This is a genomic window from Streptomyces sp. NPDC028314 (assembly GCF_055565795.1).
In genome coordinates this window covers 645,363-664,875 of record NZ_JBVHTP010000001.1, presented here as the reverse complement: position 1 = coordinate 664,875, position 19,513 = coordinate 645,363, and the positions used below count along the sequence as shown (strand labels likewise).

Sequence of the window (19,513 nt, the reverse complement as noted above, 5' to 3'; positions counted from 1 at the left end):
CCGGCTCAGTAAGCGCCGTTGACGTTGTCGATCGAGCCGTAGCGGGCGGCCGCGTAGTTGCAGGCGGCCGTGATGTTCGCGACGGGGTCGTAGGAGTCCATGGACGTTCCCGGCACGTGGTAGGTGCGGAACGTCGGGTCGATGACCTGGAGCAGGCCCTTGGAGGGAATGCCGGCCGCCGCGTTGGAGTCCCAGTTGTTGATCGCCAGCGGATTGCCCGAGGACTCCCGCATCACATTGCGGTGAATTCCGTTGTAGCTGCCGGGAATACCGTGCTTGGCCATGACGTCCAGGGACTCGCGTATCCAGCCGTCGAGGTTGTTCGGGTACGAGGCGGCGGGGCGCGCGACGGACTCCGAGGCCCCGACCGTCTTCGCTCCCGTACCGAGGGACAGCTTGAGGCCGGGCCGGATGGCCGACGGGTCCGCGCCGACGACGGCGCGGTTCGCGGCGTAGAGCTGCTCCCAGCCGCCGCTCACCGAATGCTGCGCCGCGATCTTGGAAAGGGTGTCACCGGCGACCACGGAGTACGTGGTGGGAGCGGTGGTGTTCTCGGCCGCTCCGGCCGCGTTAGCGCTGATCAGCGGGAGGGCGAGGGCCGCGCCGCCCGTGCCGGCGACGGCCAGCTTGCGGACGATCCGGTACTGCTTCGGCCGGCGGTGCTTACCCTTTGCGGACATGGCGGAATTCCTCACGTGGGGGTGCGGGAGAGCCCCTGGTGGCGACCGGAACGGGAGGTGGGGCCACCGGGAATGAGGTGACCGTAGGGCAGCCCGCGGAGCCGGACAAGGCGCGAATTCCACCGGTTGATCGACATCCCGCATTCGGCCCGGTAAATGACCATGGGAATGCGTTCCCGGGAAAGCCAACTTTCTTTCCGGCGAAAGGGAATCAGGGCTTCCGGGGGAATTGATGTTGATGTGCCCGGAGTGACTGACGTCACGGTTTGAGGCCGCGCGCGATAATTCGGGCAAGTCGCCCGTCTGTGTGCCGGATTCGGGCGACTCGTACGATGCTTGCGAAATCGCCCATCACGGACGCTTTCCGGCGCGCGCGTCGTATCCCGCCGGGGTCGGTGCGTGATCGTCCCGTACTCGCGGGCCCGGCCGCCGACGGTTCCCGACGTCTGCCCCGTCCCGCCCCGTCCCGCCCCGCCCCGCCCCGCCCGGGACGGGACGGGGCGGGCTGAGCTACGCGGTCAGAGCTCCGCCAGGACCTTGAGGGTGCCCGCCACCGCGGCCTCGGTCGCCGGCAGCAGGGGGAGGCGTACGTCAGGGCTCGGGATCCGGCCCTGGGCGTGCAGCACCCCCTTGACCACGGACGGGTTCGGCTCCGCGAAGGCCGCCGCCGAGAGCCGGGCCAGCGCGTGGCCCAGGGCCCGGGCCCGCGGCACCTCGCCCGCCTCCCAGGCCGCCGCCAGCTCCGCGAACCGCTCCGTCGCCAGGTGCGCCGAAGCCAGGATCCCGCCCGTCGCCCCGAGCGCCAGCATCGGGGACACGTACGCGTCGTCGCCCGCCAGCACCGCGAACCCGTCCGGGAGTTCGCCGAGCAGCGCCACCGTGTCCTGGTCGATGCCGCCGCCCGCGTACTTCACCCCGGCGACCCCGGGCAGCGCCCCGAGCGCCCGCAGCGCGGCCGCGTCCAGCGGCTGCCCGGTCCGGTACGGGATGTGATAGACGATCAGCGGTACGGGGCTCACCTCGGCCAGCCGCGCGAAGTGCGCCAGCACCCCCGCGGCGGAGGGCCGTACGAACGACGGCACCGTCACCAGCGCCGCCCGCACCTGCGGCCACCGGGCCAGCCGGGCCAGCGCCGCCTCGCTCGCCCGGGTCCCGCTCGCCCCCGCGCCCACGGTGAGCGGCGCGCCGCGCTCCGCGCAGACCCGGGCGCAGACGCCGGTCACCAGGTCGCGCTCCGCCTCGTCGAGGGTGGCCGTCTCGGCGGTGGTGCCGAGGGCGACGATCCCGGCGGCTCCCGCGTCGAGCACCTCGTGGGCCAGTGCCTCCAGCGCGTCGGCGGCCACCTCCCCGCCGGCGGTGAACGGGGTGACGAGCGGGACGTGGATCCCGCGCGGGGAGACGTGGGGGGAAACGTCGGGGGAGGGGTGGGCGGAGGGGGCCGGTGCGGCCCCCTGGGCGGTGCCGGGTGCGAAGTCCTGTGCCGTGTTCTGTGCCGTGTCCTGTGCCATGGGTCCAGCCTTCCCCGCCCGAACCGTCAAATCCAGTTCGCCTTTCTTACCTGAACCGTAAGCTGATCCGATGCTCGATGTACGGCGCCTGCGCCTCCTGCGCGAACTCGCCCGCCGCGGCACCATCGCCGCCGTGGCCGAAGCCCTCGCCTTCAGCCCTTCGGCGGTGTCCCAGCAACTCGGCGTCCTCGAACGCGAAGCCGGCCTCCCGCTGCTGGAGCGCACCGGACGCCGGGTCCGCCTCACCCCCGCGGGCCAGAACCTCGTCGTGCACGCCGAAGCCGTCCTGGAGCGGCTGGAGCAGGCCGCCGCCGACCTCGCCGAGGCGCGCAGCGGCCTGGCCGGAGCCCTGCGCATCGGCTCCTTCCCGACCGCCACCCGCGCCATCGTCCCGGCCGCCCTGGTCACCCTCGCCCGGCGCCACCCGGGGCTGGAGCCGATGGTGTCCGAGACCGACCCGGCGGCCGTCGCGCACGCGCTGCGGGCCGGCGACCTGGACGTGGCCCTGGTCCACGAGTACGACTTCGTCCCCGCGCCCGAGGAGCCCGGCCTGGCCACCGAGCCCCTGTACGGGGAGGCGATGTACCTGGCCGCCCCCGCCGGCACCCCGGTGGACGCCGGGACCGACCAGGGCGCGGTCCTCCGTACGCAGGCCGACGCCCCCTGGATCACGGCCACGCCCGGCACCCTCTGCCACGCCATGACGGTACGGGCCTGCCAGGCGGCCGGATTCACCCCCCGGGTCCGGCATCAGGTGGACGAGTTCGCCACGGTCCTGGCCCTCGTCGCGGCCGGCCAGGGAGTGGCCGTCGTACCGCAGCTCGGCATCACCGCGGCGGCCCCCGGGGGCGGTCTCACCCGTCTGCTGATGCAGCGCCGGACCATGCTCGCCTTCCGCAGCGGAGCCGCCGCGCACCCCGCCGTGGCGGCCTTCGGCGCGGCGCTGCGCACCGCCGTACCGCCGGATCTGGCCAGTCAGCGCGCCGGTGCGTGACACAACTCCCGTACCGCGTGCCGCCCGTGTACGTTCGATGATCCAGACGGATCCGATCAGAGTGGGGTACGACGTGACACATCGCGTACGAGGGGTCATCGCACGGAGCAAGGGCGCACCGGTGGAGACGACGACGATCCTCGTGCCCGACCCGGGCCCGGGTGAGGCCCTGGTCAAGGTGCAGGCCTGCGGGGTCTGCCACACCGACCTGCACTACCGCGAGGGCGGCATCAACGACGAGTTCCCCTTCCTCCTCGGCCACGAGGCGGCCGGCATCGTCGAATCGGTCGGCCCGGACGTGACGTCCGTCGCCCCAGGCGACTTCGTCGTCCTCAACTGGCGTGCCGTGTGCGGTACCTGTCGGGCCTGCAAGCGGGGCCGCCCCTGGTACTGCTTCGCCACGCACAACGCCACCCAGCCCATGACCCTGGAGGACGGCACCCCGCTGTCCCCGGCCCTCGGCATCGGCGCGTTCGCCGAGAAGACGCTTGTCGCCGCCGGGCAGTGCACCAAGGTGGACCCGGCCGCCTCCCCGGCCGCCGCCGGACTCCTGGGCTGCGGGGTGATGGCCGGCCTCGGCGCCGCCCTGAACACCGGCAACGTCGGACGCGGTGACTCCGTCGCCGTCATCGGCTGCGGGGGAGTGGGCAACGCGGCCGTCGCCGGAGCCCGGCTGGCCGGCGCCTCGAAGATCATCGCGGTGGACCTGGACGACCGGAAGCTGGAGTGGGCCCGGGGCCTGGGAGCCACCCACACCGTCAACGGCCGCACGGACGACGTGGTCAAGGCCATCCAGGCGCTGACCGACGGGAACGGCGCGGACGTGGTGATCGAGGCCGTCGGCCGTCCCGAGACCTACCGGCAGGCGTTCTACGCGCGCGACCTGGCCGGCACGGTGGTCCTGGTCGGCGTCCCGACCCCGGACATGAAGCTGGAACTCCCGCTCATCGACGTCTTCGGACGCGGCGGAGCCCTCAAGTCCTCCTGGTACGGGGACTGCCTGCCGGAGCGCGACTTCCCCGTGCTCATCGACCTGTACCTGCAGGGCCGCCTCGACCTGGACGCCTTCGTCTCCGAGACCATCGCGCTCGACGGGGTCGAGGAGGCCTTCGGCCGGATGGAGCGCGGCGAGGTGCTGCGTTCGGTGGTCGAGTTCTGACCCCGCCGCGACCGGGCGCCCCGATCGCCCCCGGCCGCCGCCGGTCCCGCCCGCACCCTGCCGCCGGCGAACCGGCCACGGGCGAACCGGCCGCAGGGCAGGGCCCGGACGGGCGGCGGGCCCGCGCGTAGACTCGGGCGCACCGCCACACCCCGTGCCCCGGCCGCGACCCGGCCGGGGCACCCGCACACTCCAGGGGCCGCCCGTGACCGCCGACCGCAGCTACCGCCAGCCCGGCGTCGTCCTCACCGACCACCGGTTCACCGTCCCGCTCGACCACGCCCGGCCGGACGGCGAGCGGATCGAGCTGTACGCGCGCGAGGCCGTCGCCACCGGCAAGGACCCCGAGACCCTGCCCTGGCTGCTGTACCTGGAGGGCGGCCCCGGTTTCGGCGCCCGCCGCTTCGTCGGCCGCCAGGCATGGCTGGGGCGGGCCCTCGACGAGTACCGCGTCCTGCTCCTCGACCAGCGCGGCACCGGCCGCTCCACCCCGGCCGGCCGGCAGTCGCTGCCGCTGCGCGGCGCCCCCGCCGAGCAGGCCGAGTACCTCGCGCACTTCCGTACCGACTCCATCGTGCGCGACTGCGAGGCCATCCGCCCCGGCCTGACCGGCGGCGCCCCCTGGACCGTCCTCGGCCAGAGTTTCGGCGGCTTCTGCGCGACCCACTACCTCTCCACCGCCCCCGAGGGCCTGGCCGCCGCCCTGATCACCGGCGGTCTGCCGTCCCTCGACGCCACCGCGGAAGAGGTGTACGAGGCCGCCTGCCCCCGCGTCGAACGCAAGAACTCCGCCCACTACGCCCGCTACCCGATGGACGTCGAACGGGCCCGGCGCATCGCCGCCGAGCTCGCCGAGCGCCCCGCCGAACTCCCCGGCGGCTACCGCCTCACCACCGAGGCCTTCCAGTCCCTGGGCCTGCTCCTGGGCATGGGCGACGGCAGCCACCAGCTGCACTACCTGCTGGAGAACGCCTTCGTCCCCACGGCCGCCGGGCCCGCCCTCTCCGACGCCTTCCTCGAAGGCGTCCACGCGCAGCTCTCCTTCGCCGGGCACCCGCTCTACGCCCTGATCCACGAGTCGATCTACGCCCAGGACCCGGCCGTGCCCACCGCCTGGGCGGCCGAGCGGGTGCGCGCCCGCCATCCGCGCTTCGACGCCGCCAAGACCCTGGCCGGGGACGAGCCGCTCTTCTTCACCGGCGAGAGCGTGCACCCCTGGCAGTTCACCGCCGATCCGGCGCTCGTCCCGCTGCGCGAGACGGCCGAACTGCTGGCCGCCCGTACCGGCTGGCAGCCCTTGTACGACCCGGCGCGGCTCGCCGCCAACGAGGTGCCGGTCGCCGCCGCGATCTACCACGACGACATGTACGTGGACACCGCGCACTCGCTGCGCACCGCGCGGGCGATCCGGGGCCTGCGGACCTGGGTGACGGACGAGTTCGAGCACGACGGCGTCCGCGCGGGCGGCCCGCGGGTGCTGGACCGGTTGCTGTCCCTCGTACGGGCCGAGGCGTGAGACACCCCTGACCACGATCCGCCCGTCCGATTCCCTTCGCCTATTGTGCGGTACATGACCGAACAACTGGCCCAGCCCGCCCCCTTGCAGCCCATGCCCACCGACTGGCAGCGCGCCCTCGCGGTGGTCGCCCACCCCGATGACCTCGAGTACGGCTGCGCGGCCGCGATCGCGGACTGGGTCGACGGCGGCAGGGAGGTCGTCTACGTGCTGGCGACGCGCGGGGAGGCGGGCATCGACACCATCGCCCCGGCCGAGTGCGCCCCGCTGCGCGAGGCCGAGCAGCGCGCGAGCGCGGCCGTGGTCGGGGTGTCCACGGTGGAGTTCCTCGACCACCACGACGGGGTCGTCGAATACGGTCTCGGGCTGCGCCGGGACATCGCCGCGGCCATCCGCCGGCACCGCCCCGAGCTGGTCATCACCCTCAACCACCGGGACACCTGGGGCGGGGCGGAAGGCGGGGGCTACTGGAACACCCCCGACCACAAGGCCGTCGGCCGGGCCACCCTGGACGCGGCCGGTGACGCCGGAAACCGCTGGATCTTCCCCGAGCTCATCTCCGAGCAGGGCCTGGAGCCGTGGAACGGGGTGCGCTGGGTCGCGGTGGCCGGATCGAACACGCCGACGCACGCGGCCGACGCCGGCCCGGGACTGGAGCGGTCCATCGAGTCCCTGCTGGAGCACAAGGCGTACATCGAGGTGCTGACCGACCAGGATCCGCAGGAGTACGTCCGCACCTTCCTCACCGGCAACGCCCAGCAGGCGGCGGCCCGGTTCGGCGGCCGTCCGGCCGTTCCGTTCGAGGTCTTCCCGCGCTGACCGAGGCCCCTTAAGCTGACGATCCGTCAGTTTTGAGGGGGTTGCCGGTGATCGACACCATCTCCACGGAGGTCGCGGAGGGTGCGGGGCGGATCCGCCTCGACGTCGCGGACGGGATCGCGTCCCTCACCCTCTGCCGCCCGGACAAGCTCAACGGCTGGAGCTGGGAGTCCACCCGCCAGCTGGGCCTGCTGGCCGACCGGATCCGCTTCGACCCGTCGGTGCGGGTGGTCCTGCTCCGGGCCGAGGGCCGCGCCTTCTGCGCCGGGATCGACGTCACGGCGCCCGGCGGCGCCATCACCGGCGAATCGCCCGCCGAGCGGACCCGGAACTACTACGAGGGCATCCGCTGGGTCCACGAACGCTTCGCCGTCCTCGCCGGCCTCCCGCAGCCGGTGGTGGCCGCGGTCCAGGGCTACTGTCTCGGCTTCGGCTTCGAGCTGGCCCTCATGGCGGACATCCGGGTGGCGGCCGAGGACGCCGTCTTCGCCCTGCCGGAAGCCCGGTTGGGCGTGGCGGTGGACGCGGGCGGGGACCTGCGCATCGCCCGCGAGGCCGGGGCGGGCTGGGCGAAGTTCCTGGCGCTCACGGGCCGCCGGATCGACGCCGCGACGGCGGAACGCCGGGGCCTGGTCCAGCTGGTGGTCCCCGTGGCCGACCTGGACGCCACGGCCCGCGCCCTGGCGGCCGAGATCGCCGCGAACGCCCCGCTCGCCGTCCAGGGCATCAAGCGCGGGATCGACGCCTACGCGGACGCCGCCCTCCCGGCGGCCCTCGACCGCGTGGCGATGACGGCCGCCCTCACCCTCACCTCGCAGGACGCCCGCGAGGGCTACGCGGCCAAGGCGGCCCGCCGGCCCCCGCACTTCACCGGAGGGTGACCCTCGTGGCCCGGCCCCCTTCACGGGGTGAACGGTCCCCGGCCCAACTGCTCGCGCACCGGCACCACTTCGGGGTTGACCAAGGCGCGGCGCTGCCAGTTCGCGCCGTCCACCACCAGGGTGTGCCCGGTGACGAAGCGGGCGTAGGGCGAGGCGAGGAAGGTCGCCGCCCACCCCAGTTCGCGCGGCTCGCCGACCCGCAGGGCGGGCTGCCGGCCGTCCTTGGCGTCCGGGGCGGACCGCTCCAGGCCGTCCCGGATGTCCTCGGTCATGTCGGTGTGCGGGAACAGCCCGGGGACCAGGCCGTTGATCTGGATGCCGTACGGCCCCCACTCGACGGCGAGGGTCTCCACGAGGTTCTTCACCCCGGCCTTGGCGGCGGCGCTGTGGGCGAAGCCCGGGCCGCCCGTCCAGGCGTACGAGGCCCCGATGTTCACGATCGACCCCGGGGTGCCCGCCGCGAGGTGGCGGCGGGCGAACTCGCGGGTCATGAACCAGGTGCCGGTCAGGGTGATGTCGACCACCGCCCGCCAGGCGTTGGGCGACAGGTCCTCGGCCGGGCAGGGGAAGTTGGCGGCCGCGTTGTTGACGAGCACGTCGGGCAGCCCGAAGGCCGCCCCGGCCGCGTCGAACACCCCCGCGACCCGCTCCGGGTCCCGGATGTCGCAGACGGCGGCCGTCACCCGGCCCGCGCCGGGCACGGCGGCCAACTCCCCGCACGCCGCCTTCAGCTGCCCGGCGCGGCGGCCGGCTATCACCAGGTCCGCGCCGAGCCGGGCGAACTCGGCGGCGATGGCCTTGCCCAGCCCGGTGCCGCCGCCGGTCACGAGGACCACCTGCCCCGCGTACGTACCGGGGGGCAGGGCGGCGGCACCGGGCGGCGGCGGCGCGGGCAGCCCGCGCAAGGGGTTCTCCATGCGCCCATCGATAGCGTGCGGACGCTCAGATCACCATGCCCGGGGCGCGGCTACTGCTGCGGCAGGTACGCCTGCTTGCTCGCGCAGGTCCAGATCACCGGCTTGAGCTTGCCCTTCGCGTTCACCGCCGCCCCGCCGACGCGGTCGTTGTCGGTGACGGCGGAGGCCGTGGCGGGCTGGTCCTTGGCGAGCCGGGGCAGGGCGCGGACCGGGCCGGTGCCGGGCCACAGCTGCGCCTGGTCCTGGAGGGTGAGCGTATCCGGGTGGAACTTCGCGGTGCCGACGCTCACGTTCGTCGTCGGGCTGACGGCCTCGAAGGTCCCGTACGGGTGGGTGCTCAGCACGCCGGGGGAGGTGCCGGGCTGGGTGTACGGCGGGGCCCAGACCCAAGGCTTGTACTCGTACCACGGACCCGACCAGTCGTAGCCGACGACCCGGCCGCTCTCGTCGATGTCCTGGACGTAGCTCTCCTCGAACGTGCCGCTGCCGCTGGGTACGAGCGAACGCGCCGGTCCGCCGTCACCCGGCCACACGACGGGGTACGTCCCCTCCAGGTGCGCCCCGGTCTCGGGCACCTCGTAGTCCTGGTACGCCTGGCCGAGGACATCGCCCTTGCCGTTGATCGCGGTGACCATCTTGATGCGGGTCCCGGGCCCCGCGTCCGCCGGGACGGTCAGGTCGCGGACCTTCTGGCCGTCCTTCCAGACGGCACCGGTCGACGAGCGGGTGGGGCGCCCGACGACGTAGCCGGCGTCGTTCACGTCGGCCTCGCCGTCCGCCTGGTCGCTGTCCGGGAGCCGTGTGACGGACGCGGCGCCCTGCCGGTAGGTGAACAGGTACCCGTCCGGACCGCCCGCCTCGCCGACCATCAGGCCGCTCTTGTTCACGGCGAGCACCCTGCCGTGCTGGTTCGGGTCGGGGAACGGCAGCCGGTGCAGGGTGGTCCCGGTCCAGTAGGCGGGCCTGCCGCCGGAGACGCCGACGGCGAGGTTCCCCGTACCGAGGCCGAGGACGTTTTGGTACTGCTCGCCCCCCGGGACGTACGTGTCGGGTCCCTGCGCGCCCAGTACCTGGATCTTCGGGGTGCAGGTGGCGGCAGAGCCGGCCGCGGAGGCCGGTCCGGCGGCGGTGATCAGTCCCGCCAGGACGACGGCGGCTCCGGCTGCGGACATGCTTCTTCTCATGGTGTCCCCCCTGGACATGTGCTGTTCCCCGTTTGGCTCATGACACGTGCGTGTCACATGTTGCCGGACGGAAGGGCTTTGCCGGTCGTATTGACGCGAGTTGATTCATGTCAGGTCCGCGTCGACTTCGCCCCGTCCGGCAGCGGGTCTGCCGTCCCGTCCGGCACCGCGTCCGGCACCCCGTCCGGACCGGGCGGTTCCCAAGGTGGCAAGCGACCGCTTAGTATGCCGCCGAGCGTGGTTCATCGACGGCGGCTGGAGGCCCCGGATGCAGGCATGGCGAGTACACACCCCCGGCGAGCCCCGTGAGGCCATGCGCCTCGAAGAGGTTCCCGAACCGGTTCCCGGCGAGGGCGAGGTGAGGCTCAAGGTGCTCGCCGCGAACGTCAACTTCCCCGACGCGCTGCTGGTCCGCGGCCAGTACCAGATCCGCCCCCCGCTGCCCTTCACCCCGGGCGTGGAGATCTGCGGCGAGACCGAGGACGGCCGCCGCGTCATCGCCAACCCGAGCCTGCCGCACGGAGGTTTCGCCGAGTACGTCACCGCGCCGGCCCGCGCCCTCCTGCCGGCCCCCGACACCCTCGACGACGCCGAGGCGGCCGCCCTGCACATCGGCTACCAGACCGGCTGGTTCGGCCTGCACCGCCGGGCCCGCCTCCAGCCGGGCGAGACCCTGCTCGTGCACGCGGCCGCCGGCGGGGTCGGCAGCGCCGCGGTCCAGCTCGGCAAGGCCGCCGGGGCCACCGTCATCGGCGTGGTCGGGGGCAAGGCGAAGGCCCGTACCGCCGAGGAGCTCGGCTGCGACCTCGTCATCGACCGCACCGCGGAGGACATCGTCGCCCGCGTCAAGGAGTTCACCGGCGGGCGCGGCGCGGACGTGGTCTACGACCCGGTCGGCGGGGACGCCTACAACGCCTCCGCCAAGTGCGTGGCCTTCGAGGGCCGCATCGTGGTCGTCGGCTTCGCGAGCGGCGCCATCCCCGCCCCCGCGCTCAACCACGCCCTGGTCAAGAACTACGCGATCCTCGGCCTGCACTGGGGGCTGTACGCCACCAAGGAGCCCGCCGCGATCCTCGCCTGCCACACCGAGCTCACCCGTCTCGCCGCCGAGGGGGCCGTCAAACCCCTGGTCAGCGAACGCGTCCCGCTCGCCGCGGCCGCCGAAGCCGTGCAGCGCCTCGCCGACGGCAGCACCACCGGCCGGCTGGTCGTCGTACCGGCGCCGGACGGAGGTGCCTCCCGATGACCACCGCCGACGAACTGCTCGTACGCGTCCGGGACCTGCTGGCCGCCCACCCGCCCACCGGAACGCCCCGCGCCGACTTCCTGCGCGCCCGCTTCGACGCCGGACTCGCCTGGGTGCACTACCCCGAAGGCCTCGGCGGACTCGGAGCGCCCCGCTCCCTCCAGGCCGTCGTCGACTCCGCGCTGGAGGCCGCCGGAGCCCCCGACAACGACCCGCGCCGCATCGGCATCGGGCTCGGCATGGCCGCCCCCACCATCCTCGCCTACGGCACCGAGGAGCAGAAGCGCCGCTTCCTGCGCCCCCTGTGGGTCGGGGAAGAGGTGTGGTGCCAGCTGTTCAGCGAGCCCGGAGCCGGCTCCGACCTCGCCGCGCTCGGCACCCGCGCCGTCCTCGACGAGGCCTCCGGCGCATGGGTGGTGGACGGCCAGAAGGTGTGGACCTCCAGCGCGCACACCGCCCGCTGGGCCATCCTGATCGCCCGCACCGACCCCGCGCTGCCCAAGCACCAGGGCATCACGTACTTCCTCTGCGACATGCACGCCCCCGGCGTCGAGGTCCGTCCCCTGCGGCAGATCACCGGCGAGGCCGAGTTCAACGAGGTCTTCCTGACCGGAGTCCGGATCCCCGACAGCCACCGGCTCGGAGCCGTCGGCCAGGGCTGGGCGGTCGCCCGCACCACCCTGATGAACGAACGCGTCTCCATCGGCGGCATGCGCATCCCCCGCGAGGGCGGCATGATCGCGCCCGTCGCCGCGGCCTGGCGCGAGCGCCCGGAACTGCGCACCCACGCCCTCCACCAGCGGCTGCTGGAACTGTGGGTCGAGGCCGAGGTGGCCCGGCTCACCGGCGAGCGGCTGCGCCAGCAGCTCGTCGCAGGCCAGCCCGGCCCCGAGGGCAGCGGCATGAAGCTCACCTTCGCCCGCCTCAACCAGGAGATCAGCGGGCTGGAGGTGGAACTCCTCGGCGAGGAAGGACTGTTGTACGAGGACTGGACCATGCGCCGCCCGGAGCTCGTCGACTTCACCGGCCGCGACGCCGGTTACCGCTACCTGCGCGCCAAGGGCAACAGCATCGAGGGCGGCACCAGTGAAATCCTCCTCAACATCGTCGCCGAACGCGTCCTCGGGCTGCCCGCCGAACCGCGCGACGACAAGGACCTCGCCTGGAAGGACCTGGCCCGATGACCAGCCCCCGCGCCCCCTTCGACCTGCTCTACTCCGAGACCGAGGAAGAGCTCCGCTCCGCCGTACGCTCCCTGCTCGCCGACCGCTGCGACCCCGCGAGCATCCTCGCCCGGGTGGAGACCGGCCGGCCGCACGACCCGCAGGTCTGGGAGACCCTCGCCGCCGGGATCGGGGCGGCCGGGCTGCTGGTGCCCGAGAAGCTCGGCGGCCAGGGCGCCAGCCACCGCGAGGCGGCAGTGGTCCTGGAGGAGCTGGGCCGGGCCGTGGCCCCGGTGCCGTACCTCACCAGCGGGGTCCTCGCCACGGAGATCCTGCTCGGGTGCGACCCCTCCTCGGCCGAGGCCTCCGCCCTGCTGCGGGACGTGGCCTCGGGCGCCCGGGTGTGCGTTCCCGCCGTCCCGCTGACCCTGGCCCCCGGGGCGCCCCTGCCCGCCGGGGTGCGGGACACCGGCGGCGGGACCCTGACCGGCGCCGTCACCTCCGTCGCCGACGCGGTGGCCGCCGATGTACTGCTGGTGCTCGCGGACACCGGGCTGTACGCCGTCCCGGCGGCCGAGGCCGTACTGACGCCGCTGGTCCCGCTGGACCTGACCCGCCCGCTGGCCACCGTCACCCTCGACGGGGCCGCCGGCACCCGGCTGGCTGACCCCGCCACCGCTCGGGCCGCCGTCGCGGGCGCCCTGCTCGCCGGCGCCGGACTGCTCGCCTCCGAGCAGCTCGGCCTCGCGGAGTGGTGTCTGACGGAGACGGTCGGCCACGTCCGGACCCGGCACCAGTTCAACCGGCCCATCGGCTCCTTCCAGGCCCTCAAGCACCGCCTCGCCCGCCTCTGGCTGGACGTCGCCTCCGCCCGCGCGGCGGCCCGCGCGGCCGCCGACGCCCTCGCGACGGGCGCTCCCGACGCGCCGCTCACCATCGCCGTGGCCCAGGCGTACTGCTCCGGGGTCGCGGTCCGGGCCGCCGAGGAGTGCGTCCAGCTGCACGGGGGCATCGGCATGACCTGGGAACACCCGGCCCACCTCTACCTCAAGCGGGCCAAGGCCGACTCCCTGGCCCTGGGCACGGCGGGCCACCACCGCAGCCTGGTGGCGGACTTCGCGGAGCTCCCGGCGCCCTAAGGGCTGTCCCGTAATCCCCGGCGGGCGCACGACGACAGCTACGGCACCTCGCCGCGTTGTCGGAGCGCCCGGATACGCCCAGTATGAGGACGCTCCTCCGCCTTGCGATGCACCGCATCTGACGCCGCGCGCTGATCCACCAGGGATTACGGGACAGCCCTAAGGGTGCGGTGTCCTGCCGCAGCGCGGGGCCTCCCCCCCCGCCCCGCGCTGCGGCGCCCGGCCGGTCCCGCCGCAGCGGTACCGGCCGAACGGCCGATGCGCGGGGCGGCGCGGGTGCGGCAGCCTCGACGGGTCGCCCCGACGAAACCCCGCCCCGTGAAGGAGGCGCCGTGCTGCACGCCCTCTACCTCCTCGGCATAGCCGCCTTCGCCGCCTCCGGCGTGCTCGCCGCGCACCGCGCCGGCATGGATCCCTTCGGCGGGCTGGTCCTCGCCTTCGCCGCCGGCATCTCCGGCGGGACCCTGCGCGACCTCATCCTCGACCGGCACCCGCTCTACTGGACGCACGACTGGCTGCTCCTCGTCCTCATCGCTTCCGTCGCCGTCGCGACCATGCTCTACCTGCGCCGCTGGGAGCTGCCGCGGCGGACGCTGATGGTCGTCGACGCCGTCGGCCTTGCCGTGGTCACCGTCATCGGGGCCCGCGCCGCGATCGACGCCCAGGTCACCCCGGTCGCCGTGCTCATCCTCGCCGTCCTGACGGGCGTCACGGGCGAGGTCGTCCGCGATGTCCTCTGCGGGGAGTTCCCGCCGCTGCTGCTGCGCGAGGAGGTGTACGCGACCGCCGCCCTCGCCGGCGCCGCCGCGTACCTCGGGCTGCACTGGGCCGGCGCCGCCGACACCGTCAACATCGGCGTCTCCGCGGGACTGGTCTTCGCGCTCCGGATGGCCGCGGTCTTCCGCGACCTGCACCTGCCCCGCCTGCAGGGCGTCCGGAACTGATCCCCGTCCTCGCGCCACGACCGCGGCCCGGTGGGACTCCCCGCTGCCGGGACCACGCCACCGGCCCCGGCGGGCCGTCTGCACCCCCACCACGCCGTTCTGCAAGCACCCCAAGGGGTGACCTCGCCCGCCGGGCCGCGTTAGTCCCCGTAACGCGGACCACCGAGCGAGGGAGACCGTATGTACGCCGCACCGCCCGCCGCCGCACCACTCACCCGTCGCGCGGTCCTCCGTACGGCGTTCACCGCGGCCGTGCTCGGCGGCACGGCCGCCGTCCTGAGCCCCGTACTGCGCGCCCGCCGGCCCCGCCAGACGCTCACCCCGGCCCCGCTCACCGAGGAGACGTACCGGGGCCGGCACATCGCAGTCGACGTCGCCGGGGTCCGGATCGACGGGCGCCCGCTGCACGTCATGCGCAGGGCCGACGGAAGCTACCTGAGCGGCATCAACCACTTCCAGTCGTACGAGACCCCGCTGGAGCTGGCCCGCGCGGCCGTCGACGAACTGGGCACGAACCAGCTGGCGTCGGCCGCCCCGCACCACGGCTGACGGGAGGAGCCCCGCCTTGTACACCCGGCAGAACCAGAAGGACCTGACCAGCGCGCAGAAGAAGCGGTTCACGGCGGCCGTGCTGGAGCTCAAACGCGACGGCACCTACGACCGCTTCGTGCGCACCCACGACAAGTACTTCGTGCCCGACCGGGACCGGGGGCTCCGCGTCGGGCACATGTCCCCGTCGTTCTTCCCCTGGCACCGGTGCTACCTGCTGGAGTTCGAGAAGGAGTTGCAGGCCCTCGACCCGGGGGTGTCCATCCCGTACTGGGACTGGACCGCCGACAACAGCCCCGTCTCCTCCCTCTGGGCGGAGGACTTCCTCGGCGGCACCGGACGCGACGGCGACCGGCAGGTGATGACCGGGCCCTTCGCCTACGACAAGGGCAACTGGACGGTCACGGTCGGCATCACCGAGGCGCGCTACCTCACCCGCAACCTGGGCCGCCCGCAGAACCCGATCAAGCTGCCCACCCCCGCCGAACTCCAGTGGGCCGTCGACGATCCCACGTACGACACCTCGCCCTGGGACTCCACGGCGAGCGCCGGCGGTTTCCGCAACAAGCTGGAGGGCTGGGCCGCGCCGAAGAGCGAGCGCTGGCGCAACCACAACAAGGTCCACCAGTGGATCGGCGGCCACATGACCGGAGGCACGGCCCCCAACGACCCGGTGTTCTGGCTGCACCACGCCTTCGTCGACCTGGTGTGGGACCGCTGGCAGCAGAAGCACCCGGGCTCCGGCTACCTGCCCGCCGCCCCGCTGAAGGCCGGCGACCTCCAGCGCGGCCGGGTCATCGCCCTGGACGAGCCGATGCCCCCGTGGGACGTCACCCCGCGCCAGATGTCCGGCCACCGGGGCCTGTACCGGTACGACGTCTGACCCGGGCGCCCGCCCCGTGCGCACGGCACGCGGGAGCACGGGGAAGGGCCCCCGCCTTCGAGGCGGGGGCCCTCAGTGGTGCTTCCGACGGGGCAGGCGATCAGCCGCCGTAGCCGCCCTCGGTGTGGTGCTCGCCGCCACCCGACTGGTTGATGCAGGTGTTGCCGAACGCCGGGTTCAGCAGCGCGATCACGTTGACGGTGTTGCCGCAGACGTTGACCGGGACGTGCACCGGAACCTGGAGGACGTTGCCCGACAGGACACCGGGGGAGCCGACAGCCGCACCGTGCGCTCCGGCATCGGCGACTGCCAGACCCGCACCGGCAGCAATGGTGCTGCCGGCGACAGCGGTGATGGCGAATGCCTTCGCGATACGCGACATCAAGATCTCCTCGTGAGATGTGGGGCGCCACAGAATCTGCGGCATTTGACATGGCATACAACGCGGGGACCGCCGTGGGGTCACGGCCGCTGCTCCTACCCGGTGACGGAAAACCGGACGGAGGCGAAGTACGGGCGCACCTGGGTCACCGTTCCCGGCCGCAGGACCGCCACCGGCACGCCCTTGCACCCGGCCTCCCGGTAGAGGGCCGCCGTGGCCGGGGTCCGGTTCGTCACGGCCCGGGTCCCGCCGCCCTCGGCGGGCACGCAGCCCTTCGCCGTGCTCAGCCGGTGGACCTTGTCGTCCTGGCCGACGTACTGGAAATCGGGCCCGGCGGCCTGTGCCGGGCCGCTCGCGGCGGCCGCGGCGGCGGCCGCCAGCAGCAGCACGGGGACCAGGCCGGTCCGGGCGGTGTTTCGAAGGACGTGGGGCTTCCGCATGGCTCGCATGGCCGGTCCAACCCGGCCCGCCCCCGGCCGGGTCACGCCTTGTCACCCGTTGGACGGCTGTGCGACCGTGCCCGGAAGACCGGATTCAGGCGGCGGCGGCACGCCGCTCCAGGAGGACACCATGAGCTCAGCGGACGACGCCCGGCCCCGGGTCGGCACCGCACACGGCGTGGTCGAGGGCCGGCTCGAGGACGGCGGGACCGCCGTCTTCCGGGGCATCCCGTACGCCGCCCCGCCCGTCGGCGCCCTGCGCTTCGCGCCGCCCCGGCCCCCGGCCGCCTGGGAGGGCGTACGCGACGCGGGGGCGTACGGGCCCACCGCGCCGAAGGTGCCCTACCCGGAGAAGTACGCCGCCCTGCTCCCCGACCCGGACATCCCCGGGGACGACTGCCTGAACCTCAACGTGTGGACCCCGGACCCGGCGCCCGGGGCCCGGCTGCCCGTCATGGTGTGGATCCACGGAGGCGCCCTCACCCGGGGATCCGCCGCCGTGCCCGTCTACGACGGCTCGGCCTTCGCTCGGGACGGGGTCGTGCTCGTCTCGTTCAACTACCGGCTCGGCGTCCTCGGCTACGGCCTCTTCCCCGACGCCCCCGCCAACCGCGGGCTGCTCGACCAGATCGCCGCCCTCACCTGGGTCCGGGACAACATCGAGGCCTTCGGCGGGGACCCCGGCCGGGTCACCGTCTTCGGGGAGTCCGCGGGGGCCATCAGCATCGGCGCCCTGCTCGCAGCGCCCCGGGCCGCCGGGCTCTTCGCCCGGGCCGTCCTGCAGAGCGGCGCCCCCGAGGTGATGCCCCGCGAACGGGTCCGCCCGATGGTCCGGCGCATGGCCTCGCTGCTCAAGGTGCCCGCCACCGCCACGGCCTTCGCCGCCACCGCCCTGCCGGACCTGCTCGCCGCCCAGGCCGCAGTGCTGCGCCGCTCCAGCCCGGTCACCGGCGGCCCCGCCTTCGGCCTGGTGGCCGACGCCGACACGCTCCCCGAGGACCCGCTCGGCGCCGTGGCGCCCGACGTACCGCTGCTGCTGGGCTGGACCAGCGAGGAGTACCGGCTCTGGCTCGCGCCCACCGGGGCGATGCGGCTGCTGGACGGGCTGGGGCCGCTCGCCGTGGAGCTGGCACGCGTGCGCAGCGGCAAGGGCCGGGAGGCCGTACGGGCGCTGCGTGCCGAGCTGCCCGCCGCGGGGCCGGCCGATCTCGCCGGGCACCTGCTCACCGACCGGCTGCTGCGCGATCCGCTGCGGAGGCTGGCCGGATCCCGCCGGACGGCGCCGAGCCACCTCTACGAGTTCCGGTGGCCCAGCGGGGTGCCCGGCCTGGGCGCCTGCCACGCGCTGGAGCTGGGCTTCGTGTTCGACACCCTCGGCAAGCCCGAGTCCTCCCGGCTGGCCGGGCCGGACGCCCCGCAGGCCCTGGCCGACGAGATGCACGCCGCCTGGGTCCGCTTCGCCGTCACCGGGGACCCGGGCTGGGCGCCCTGGGACGGCAGCGGCCCGCCGAGGGTGTTCGGCGGGCCGGAGCGGCAGGAGCGGGGCGCGGAGCCGCCCGTGGGCGTGACTCCGCAGGGTCCGTAGGGTCCGTAGGGTCCGTAGGGTCCGTGAGGTCCCTCCCGGGGCGCGGCGCCGTGCGGGCGCGCCCCGGGGCGGGGGGCTACTCGACGGGCCCCTCCATCACCTTGCTGATGAACTGGATCGGTCCCTCACCCATGTTCGGCACGTACGTCTTGGCGTTGTGCTGGCCGCCGGGTATGACCCTCAGGCTGGTGTGGATCGGTCCCTTGCCGTACGTGGCGACGAACTTCTGCACGTCCGGCAGGGTCTTCTTGTTGTTCTCGTTGTCGCCGACCTGGAAGGCCAGATAGACCTCCGGGCCCTTCTTGTCGATGAGTTGCTTGGCCAGCAGCTCCGGGTTGTTCTCGGCCTTCTCCTTCTCGTGGCCCTTCCACAGGGAGGAGTCGGGGACGATGTCCGGTCCGGAGCAGATCGCGGCCTTGAACTTCTCCGGGTACTTCAGCACGGCCTTGAGGCTGGCGAAGCCGCCGGTGGAGGAGCCCATGTAGGCCCAGCCGTCGCGCGACTTGATGGTGCGGAAGTTCTCGCGCATCAGGTCCGGGACGTCATCGGTGAGCCAGGTGCCCATCTTGGGCTGGCCGGGGATGTCGGAGCCGTCCCAGTAGATGCCCTTGTCGTCCGGGCCCGGGTTCAGCACCGGCATGGCGAGGATGAAGGGCTTGCTCTTGCCCTCGCTGTACCACTTGCTGATGCTGGTCTGGAGGCCCAGGTCGGTGCCCATCCAGTAGTTGCTCGGGTATCCGGCGCCGCCGGGCAGGGCGATCATGACCGGGAAGCCGCTCTTGGCGAACTTCGGGTCGTTGTACTCCTTCGGAGCCCAGACCCACACCTTGCCCTTGAAGCCGGACTTCTTGCCCTCGATCGTGGTGACGGCCACGTGCGTGCCGTCGGAGAGGGTCATCGAATTCTTGAAGTCGGCCTTCGGGCCCGTGGGCATCGACATCTTCGAGCTGGCCGCCGGCTTGGCGTCGCCGCCCTTGCCGTCCCCGCCGGGCGTCTGCCCGAAGGACACGGCCTTGCCCTTGTCCGTGAAGGGGGGTATCTCGAAGTGGTTCATCACGAGGGCCGCGACGCCCGCCAGTGCCAGGACGGTGGTTCCCGCTATCAGCCAGCGCTTGACCTTGGACTTGCGCCGGGGCGGCTCCTCGTACGGAGGCTCCTCGTAGGACTGCTGCTGGTACGGCGGCTCGGGCTGGCGGTACTGCTGCTGACCGTACTGCTGGTCCTGCTGCCGGCCGTACTGCCGGTCCTGCGGCTCGTACTGCTGCCGGCCGTACGGCTGCTGCCCGTACTCCGGCTGCCGGCGTGGCTGCTGGCCCTGCTGCTGACCGTACTGCTGGCCGTGGGGCGGCCGGGGCTGCTGCGGAGGCTGCCCTTCCGGCCGGTACGGCGGCTGGTACTGCTGCCCGTCGGGTGCGTACGACATGTGCGGTGGCTCTCCGGCTGGTGCTGCCCCGTCGGGGCGGGGTGGACTGCTTCCGTTCGAATGATGAACGAAAGTGCTGCAGGGTTCCGCATTTTTCCTTC

Annotated in this window: 19 protein-coding genes; 12 read left to right on the top strand and 7 right to left on the bottom strand. The window is 73.6% G+C overall.

Annotation, left to right across the window (positions count from 1 at the left end; genetic code table 11):
• Positions 1 to 5: 5 nt before the first annotated feature.
• Both ACZ4TG_RS03010 and ACZ4TG_RS03005 read right to left on the bottom strand, forming a co-directional pair.
• Entirely contained in the window at positions 6 to 680 is a 675-nt protein-coding gene (locus ACZ4TG_RS03010; protein ID WP_468159550.1) for a transglycosylase SLT domain-containing protein, read from the bottom strand.
• Positions 681 to 1,198: 518 nt separating this feature from the next.
• On the bottom strand, positions 1,199 to 2,188 hold the full coding sequence (locus ACZ4TG_RS03005) for a dihydrodipicolinate synthase family protein (protein WP_468159549.1): 990 nt from the start codon (positions 2,186 to 2,188) through the stop codon (positions 1,199 to 1,201).
• Positions 2,189 to 2,258: 70 nt separating this feature from the next.
• On the opposite strand from ACZ4TG_RS03005, the gene ACZ4TG_RS03000 reads away from it, so the two are divergent.
• From ACZ4TG_RS03000 to ACZ4TG_RS02980, 5 genes are all read left to right on the top strand, one after another.
• Positions 2,259 to 3,182: a LysR substrate-binding domain-containing protein gene (locus ACZ4TG_RS03000; RefSeq protein WP_468159548.1), complete on the top strand. Its 924-nt coding sequence runs from the start codon at positions 2,259 to 2,261 to the stop codon at positions 3,180 to 3,182.
• A gap of 73 nt (positions 3,183 to 3,255) precedes the next feature.
• Positions 3,256 to 4,341 carry an S-(hydroxymethyl)mycothiol dehydrogenase gene (locus tag ACZ4TG_RS02995; protein ID WP_468159547.1) on the top strand — a complete coding sequence of 362 codons (1,086 nt, stop codon included), beginning with the start codon at positions 3,256 to 3,258 and terminating at the stop codon, positions 4,339 to 4,341.
• A gap of 205 nt (positions 4,342 to 4,546) precedes the next feature.
• Positions 4,547 to 5,857 (top strand): alpha/beta fold hydrolase, encoded by a 1,311-nt coding sequence (locus ACZ4TG_RS02990; protein ID WP_468159546.1) that lies wholly within the window; start codon positions 4,547 to 4,549, stop codon positions 5,855 to 5,857.
• A gap of 54 nt (positions 5,858 to 5,911) precedes the next feature.
• The gene (locus tag ACZ4TG_RS02985; RefSeq protein ID WP_468159545.1) at positions 5,912 to 6,676 is read left to right on the top strand and encodes a PIG-L deacetylase family protein; all 765 of its coding nucleotides are present in this window, start codon (positions 5,912 to 5,914) and stop codon (positions 6,674 to 6,676) included.
• Positions 6,677 to 6,723: 47 nt separating this feature from the next.
• On the top strand, positions 6,724 to 7,557 hold the full coding sequence (locus ACZ4TG_RS02980) for an enoyl-CoA hydratase/isomerase family protein (protein ID WP_468159544.1): 834 nt from the start codon (positions 6,724 to 6,726) through the stop codon (positions 7,555 to 7,557).
• Between the two features lie 20 nt (positions 7,558 to 7,577).
• Here the strand turns inward: ACZ4TG_RS02980 and ACZ4TG_RS02975 are convergent, their stop codons facing one another.
• Positions 7,578 to 8,474: an SDR family oxidoreductase gene (locus tag ACZ4TG_RS02975; RefSeq protein WP_468159543.1), complete on the bottom strand. Its 897-nt coding sequence runs from the start codon at positions 8,472 to 8,474 to the stop codon at positions 7,578 to 7,580.
• Positions 8,475 to 8,524: 50 nt separating this feature from the next.
• Positions 8,525 to 9,646, bottom strand: a complete 1,122-nt coding sequence (locus tag ACZ4TG_RS02970; RefSeq protein ID WP_468159542.1) for a hypothetical protein — start codon at positions 9,644 to 9,646, stop codon at positions 8,525 to 8,527.
• 280 nt (positions 9,647 to 9,926) lie between these two features.
• Here ACZ4TG_RS02970 and ACZ4TG_RS02965 point away from each other — a divergent pair, with 280 nt between their 5' ends.
• The 6 genes from ACZ4TG_RS02965 (at position 9,927) to ACZ4TG_RS02940 (ending at position 15,582) form a co-directional block, all read left to right on the top strand.
• Positions 9,927 to 10,904 carry an NADPH:quinone oxidoreductase family protein gene (locus ACZ4TG_RS02965; RefSeq protein ID WP_468159541.1) on the top strand — a complete coding sequence of 326 codons (978 nt, stop codon included), beginning with the start codon at positions 9,927 to 9,929 and terminating at the stop codon, positions 10,902 to 10,904.
• Positions 10,901 to 12,088, top strand: coding sequence for an acyl-CoA dehydrogenase family protein (locus ACZ4TG_RS02960; protein ID WP_468159540.1), 1,188 nt, complete (start codon positions 10,901 to 10,903; stop codon positions 12,086 to 12,088). Before ACZ4TG_RS02965 ends, ACZ4TG_RS02960 begins: the two co-directional genes overlap by 4 nt.
• Positions 12,085 to 13,206 (top strand): acyl-CoA dehydrogenase family protein, encoded by a 1,122-nt coding sequence (locus tag ACZ4TG_RS02955; protein WP_468159539.1) that lies wholly within the window; start codon positions 12,085 to 12,087, stop codon positions 13,204 to 13,206. Before ACZ4TG_RS02960 ends, ACZ4TG_RS02955 begins: the two co-directional genes overlap by 4 nt.
• Before the next feature lie 332 nt (positions 13,207 to 13,538).
• Positions 13,539 to 14,150, top strand: coding sequence for a trimeric intracellular cation channel family protein (locus ACZ4TG_RS02950; RefSeq protein ID WP_468159538.1), 612 nt, complete (start codon positions 13,539 to 13,541; stop codon positions 14,148 to 14,150).
• Between the two features lie 180 nt (positions 14,151 to 14,330).
• Positions 14,331 to 14,699, top strand: coding sequence for a tyrosinase family oxidase copper chaperone (locus tag ACZ4TG_RS02945; RefSeq protein ID WP_468159537.1), 369 nt, complete (start codon positions 14,331 to 14,333; stop codon positions 14,697 to 14,699).
• Between the two features lie 16 nt (positions 14,700 to 14,715).
• A complete protein-coding gene (locus tag ACZ4TG_RS02940; protein ID WP_468159536.1) occupies positions 14,716 to 15,582 on the top strand; it encodes a tyrosinase family protein in 867 nt (288 codons plus the stop codon).
• 100 nt (positions 15,583 to 15,682) lie between these two features.
• Here ACZ4TG_RS02940 and ACZ4TG_RS02935 read toward each other — a convergent pair whose 3' ends face one another.
• Together ACZ4TG_RS02935 and ACZ4TG_RS02930 are read right to left on the bottom strand one after the other, a co-directional pair.
• Positions 15,683 to 15,964, bottom strand: coding sequence for a chaplin (locus ACZ4TG_RS02935; protein WP_468159535.1), 282 nt, complete (start codon positions 15,962 to 15,964; stop codon positions 15,683 to 15,685).
• Positions 15,965 to 16,059: 95 nt separating this feature from the next.
• Complete coding sequence (locus ACZ4TG_RS02930) at positions 16,060 to 16,404, bottom strand: hypothetical protein (protein ID WP_468159534.1); 345 nt, start codon at positions 16,402 to 16,404, stop codon at positions 16,060 to 16,062.
• A 130-nt stretch (positions 16,405 to 16,534) separates the two neighbouring features.
• Here ACZ4TG_RS02930 and ACZ4TG_RS02925 point away from each other — a divergent pair, with 130 nt between their 5' ends.
• The gene (locus ACZ4TG_RS02925) at positions 16,535 to 17,989 is read left to right on the top strand and encodes a carboxylesterase/lipase family protein (protein ID WP_468159533.1); all 1,455 of its coding nucleotides are present in this window, start codon (positions 16,535 to 16,537) and stop codon (positions 17,987 to 17,989) included.
• Positions 17,990 to 18,065: 76 nt separating this feature from the next.
• On the opposite strand, the gene ACZ4TG_RS02920 is transcribed toward ACZ4TG_RS02925, so the two are convergent.
• Entirely contained in the window at positions 18,066 to 19,412 is a 1,347-nt protein-coding gene (locus ACZ4TG_RS02920) for an alpha/beta hydrolase (RefSeq protein WP_468159532.1), read from the bottom strand.
• Positions 19,413 to 19,513 lie beyond the last annotated feature (101 nt).

Coding starts and splice junctions, on each gene's coding strand:
- ACZ4TG_RS03010 (WP_468159550.1), bottom strand. CDS start 680: ATGTCCGCAAAGGGTAAGCACCGCCGGCCGAAGCAGTACCGGATCGTC.
- ACZ4TG_RS03005 (WP_468159549.1), bottom strand. CDS start 2,188: ATGGCACAGGACACGGCACAGAACACGGCACAGGACTTCGCACCCGGC.
- ACZ4TG_RS03000 (WP_468159548.1), top strand. CDS start 2,259: ATGCTCGATGTACGGCGCCTGCGCCTCCTGCGCGAACTCGCCCGCCGC.
- ACZ4TG_RS02985 (WP_468159545.1), top strand. CDS start 5,912: ATGACCGAACAACTGGCCCAGCCCGCCCCCTTGCAGCCCATGCCCACC.
- ACZ4TG_RS02975 (WP_468159543.1), bottom strand. CDS start 8,474: ATGGAGAACCCCTTGCGCGGGCTGCCCGCGCCGCCGCCGCCCGGTGCC.
- ACZ4TG_RS02970 (WP_468159542.1), bottom strand. CDS start 9,646: ATGTCCGCAGCCGGAGCCGCCGTCGTCCTGGCGGGACTGATCACCGCC.
- ACZ4TG_RS02965 (WP_468159541.1), top strand. CDS start 9,927: ATGCAGGCATGGCGAGTACACACCCCCGGCGAGCCCCGTGAGGCCATG.
- ACZ4TG_RS02960 (WP_468159540.1), top strand. CDS start 10,901: ATGACCACCGCCGACGAACTGCTCGTACGCGTCCGGGACCTGCTGGCC.
- ACZ4TG_RS02955 (WP_468159539.1), top strand. CDS start 12,085: ATGACCAGCCCCCGCGCCCCCTTCGACCTGCTCTACTCCGAGACCGAG.
- ACZ4TG_RS02945 (WP_468159537.1), top strand. CDS start 14,331: ATGTACGCCGCACCGCCCGCCGCCGCACCACTCACCCGTCGCGCGGTC.
- ACZ4TG_RS02935 (WP_468159535.1), bottom strand. CDS start 15,964: ATGTCGCGTATCGCGAAGGCATTCGCCATCACCGCTGTCGCCGGCAGC.
- ACZ4TG_RS02930 (WP_468159534.1), bottom strand. CDS start 16,404: ATGCGGAAGCCCCACGTCCTTCGAAACACCGCCCGGACCGGCCTGGTC.
- ACZ4TG_RS02925 (WP_468159533.1), top strand. CDS start 16,535: ATGAGCTCAGCGGACGACGCCCGGCCCCGGGTCGGCACCGCACACGGC.
- ACZ4TG_RS02920 (WP_468159532.1), bottom strand. CDS start 19,412: ATGTCGTACGCACCCGACGGGCAGCAGTACCAGCCGCCGTACCGGCCG.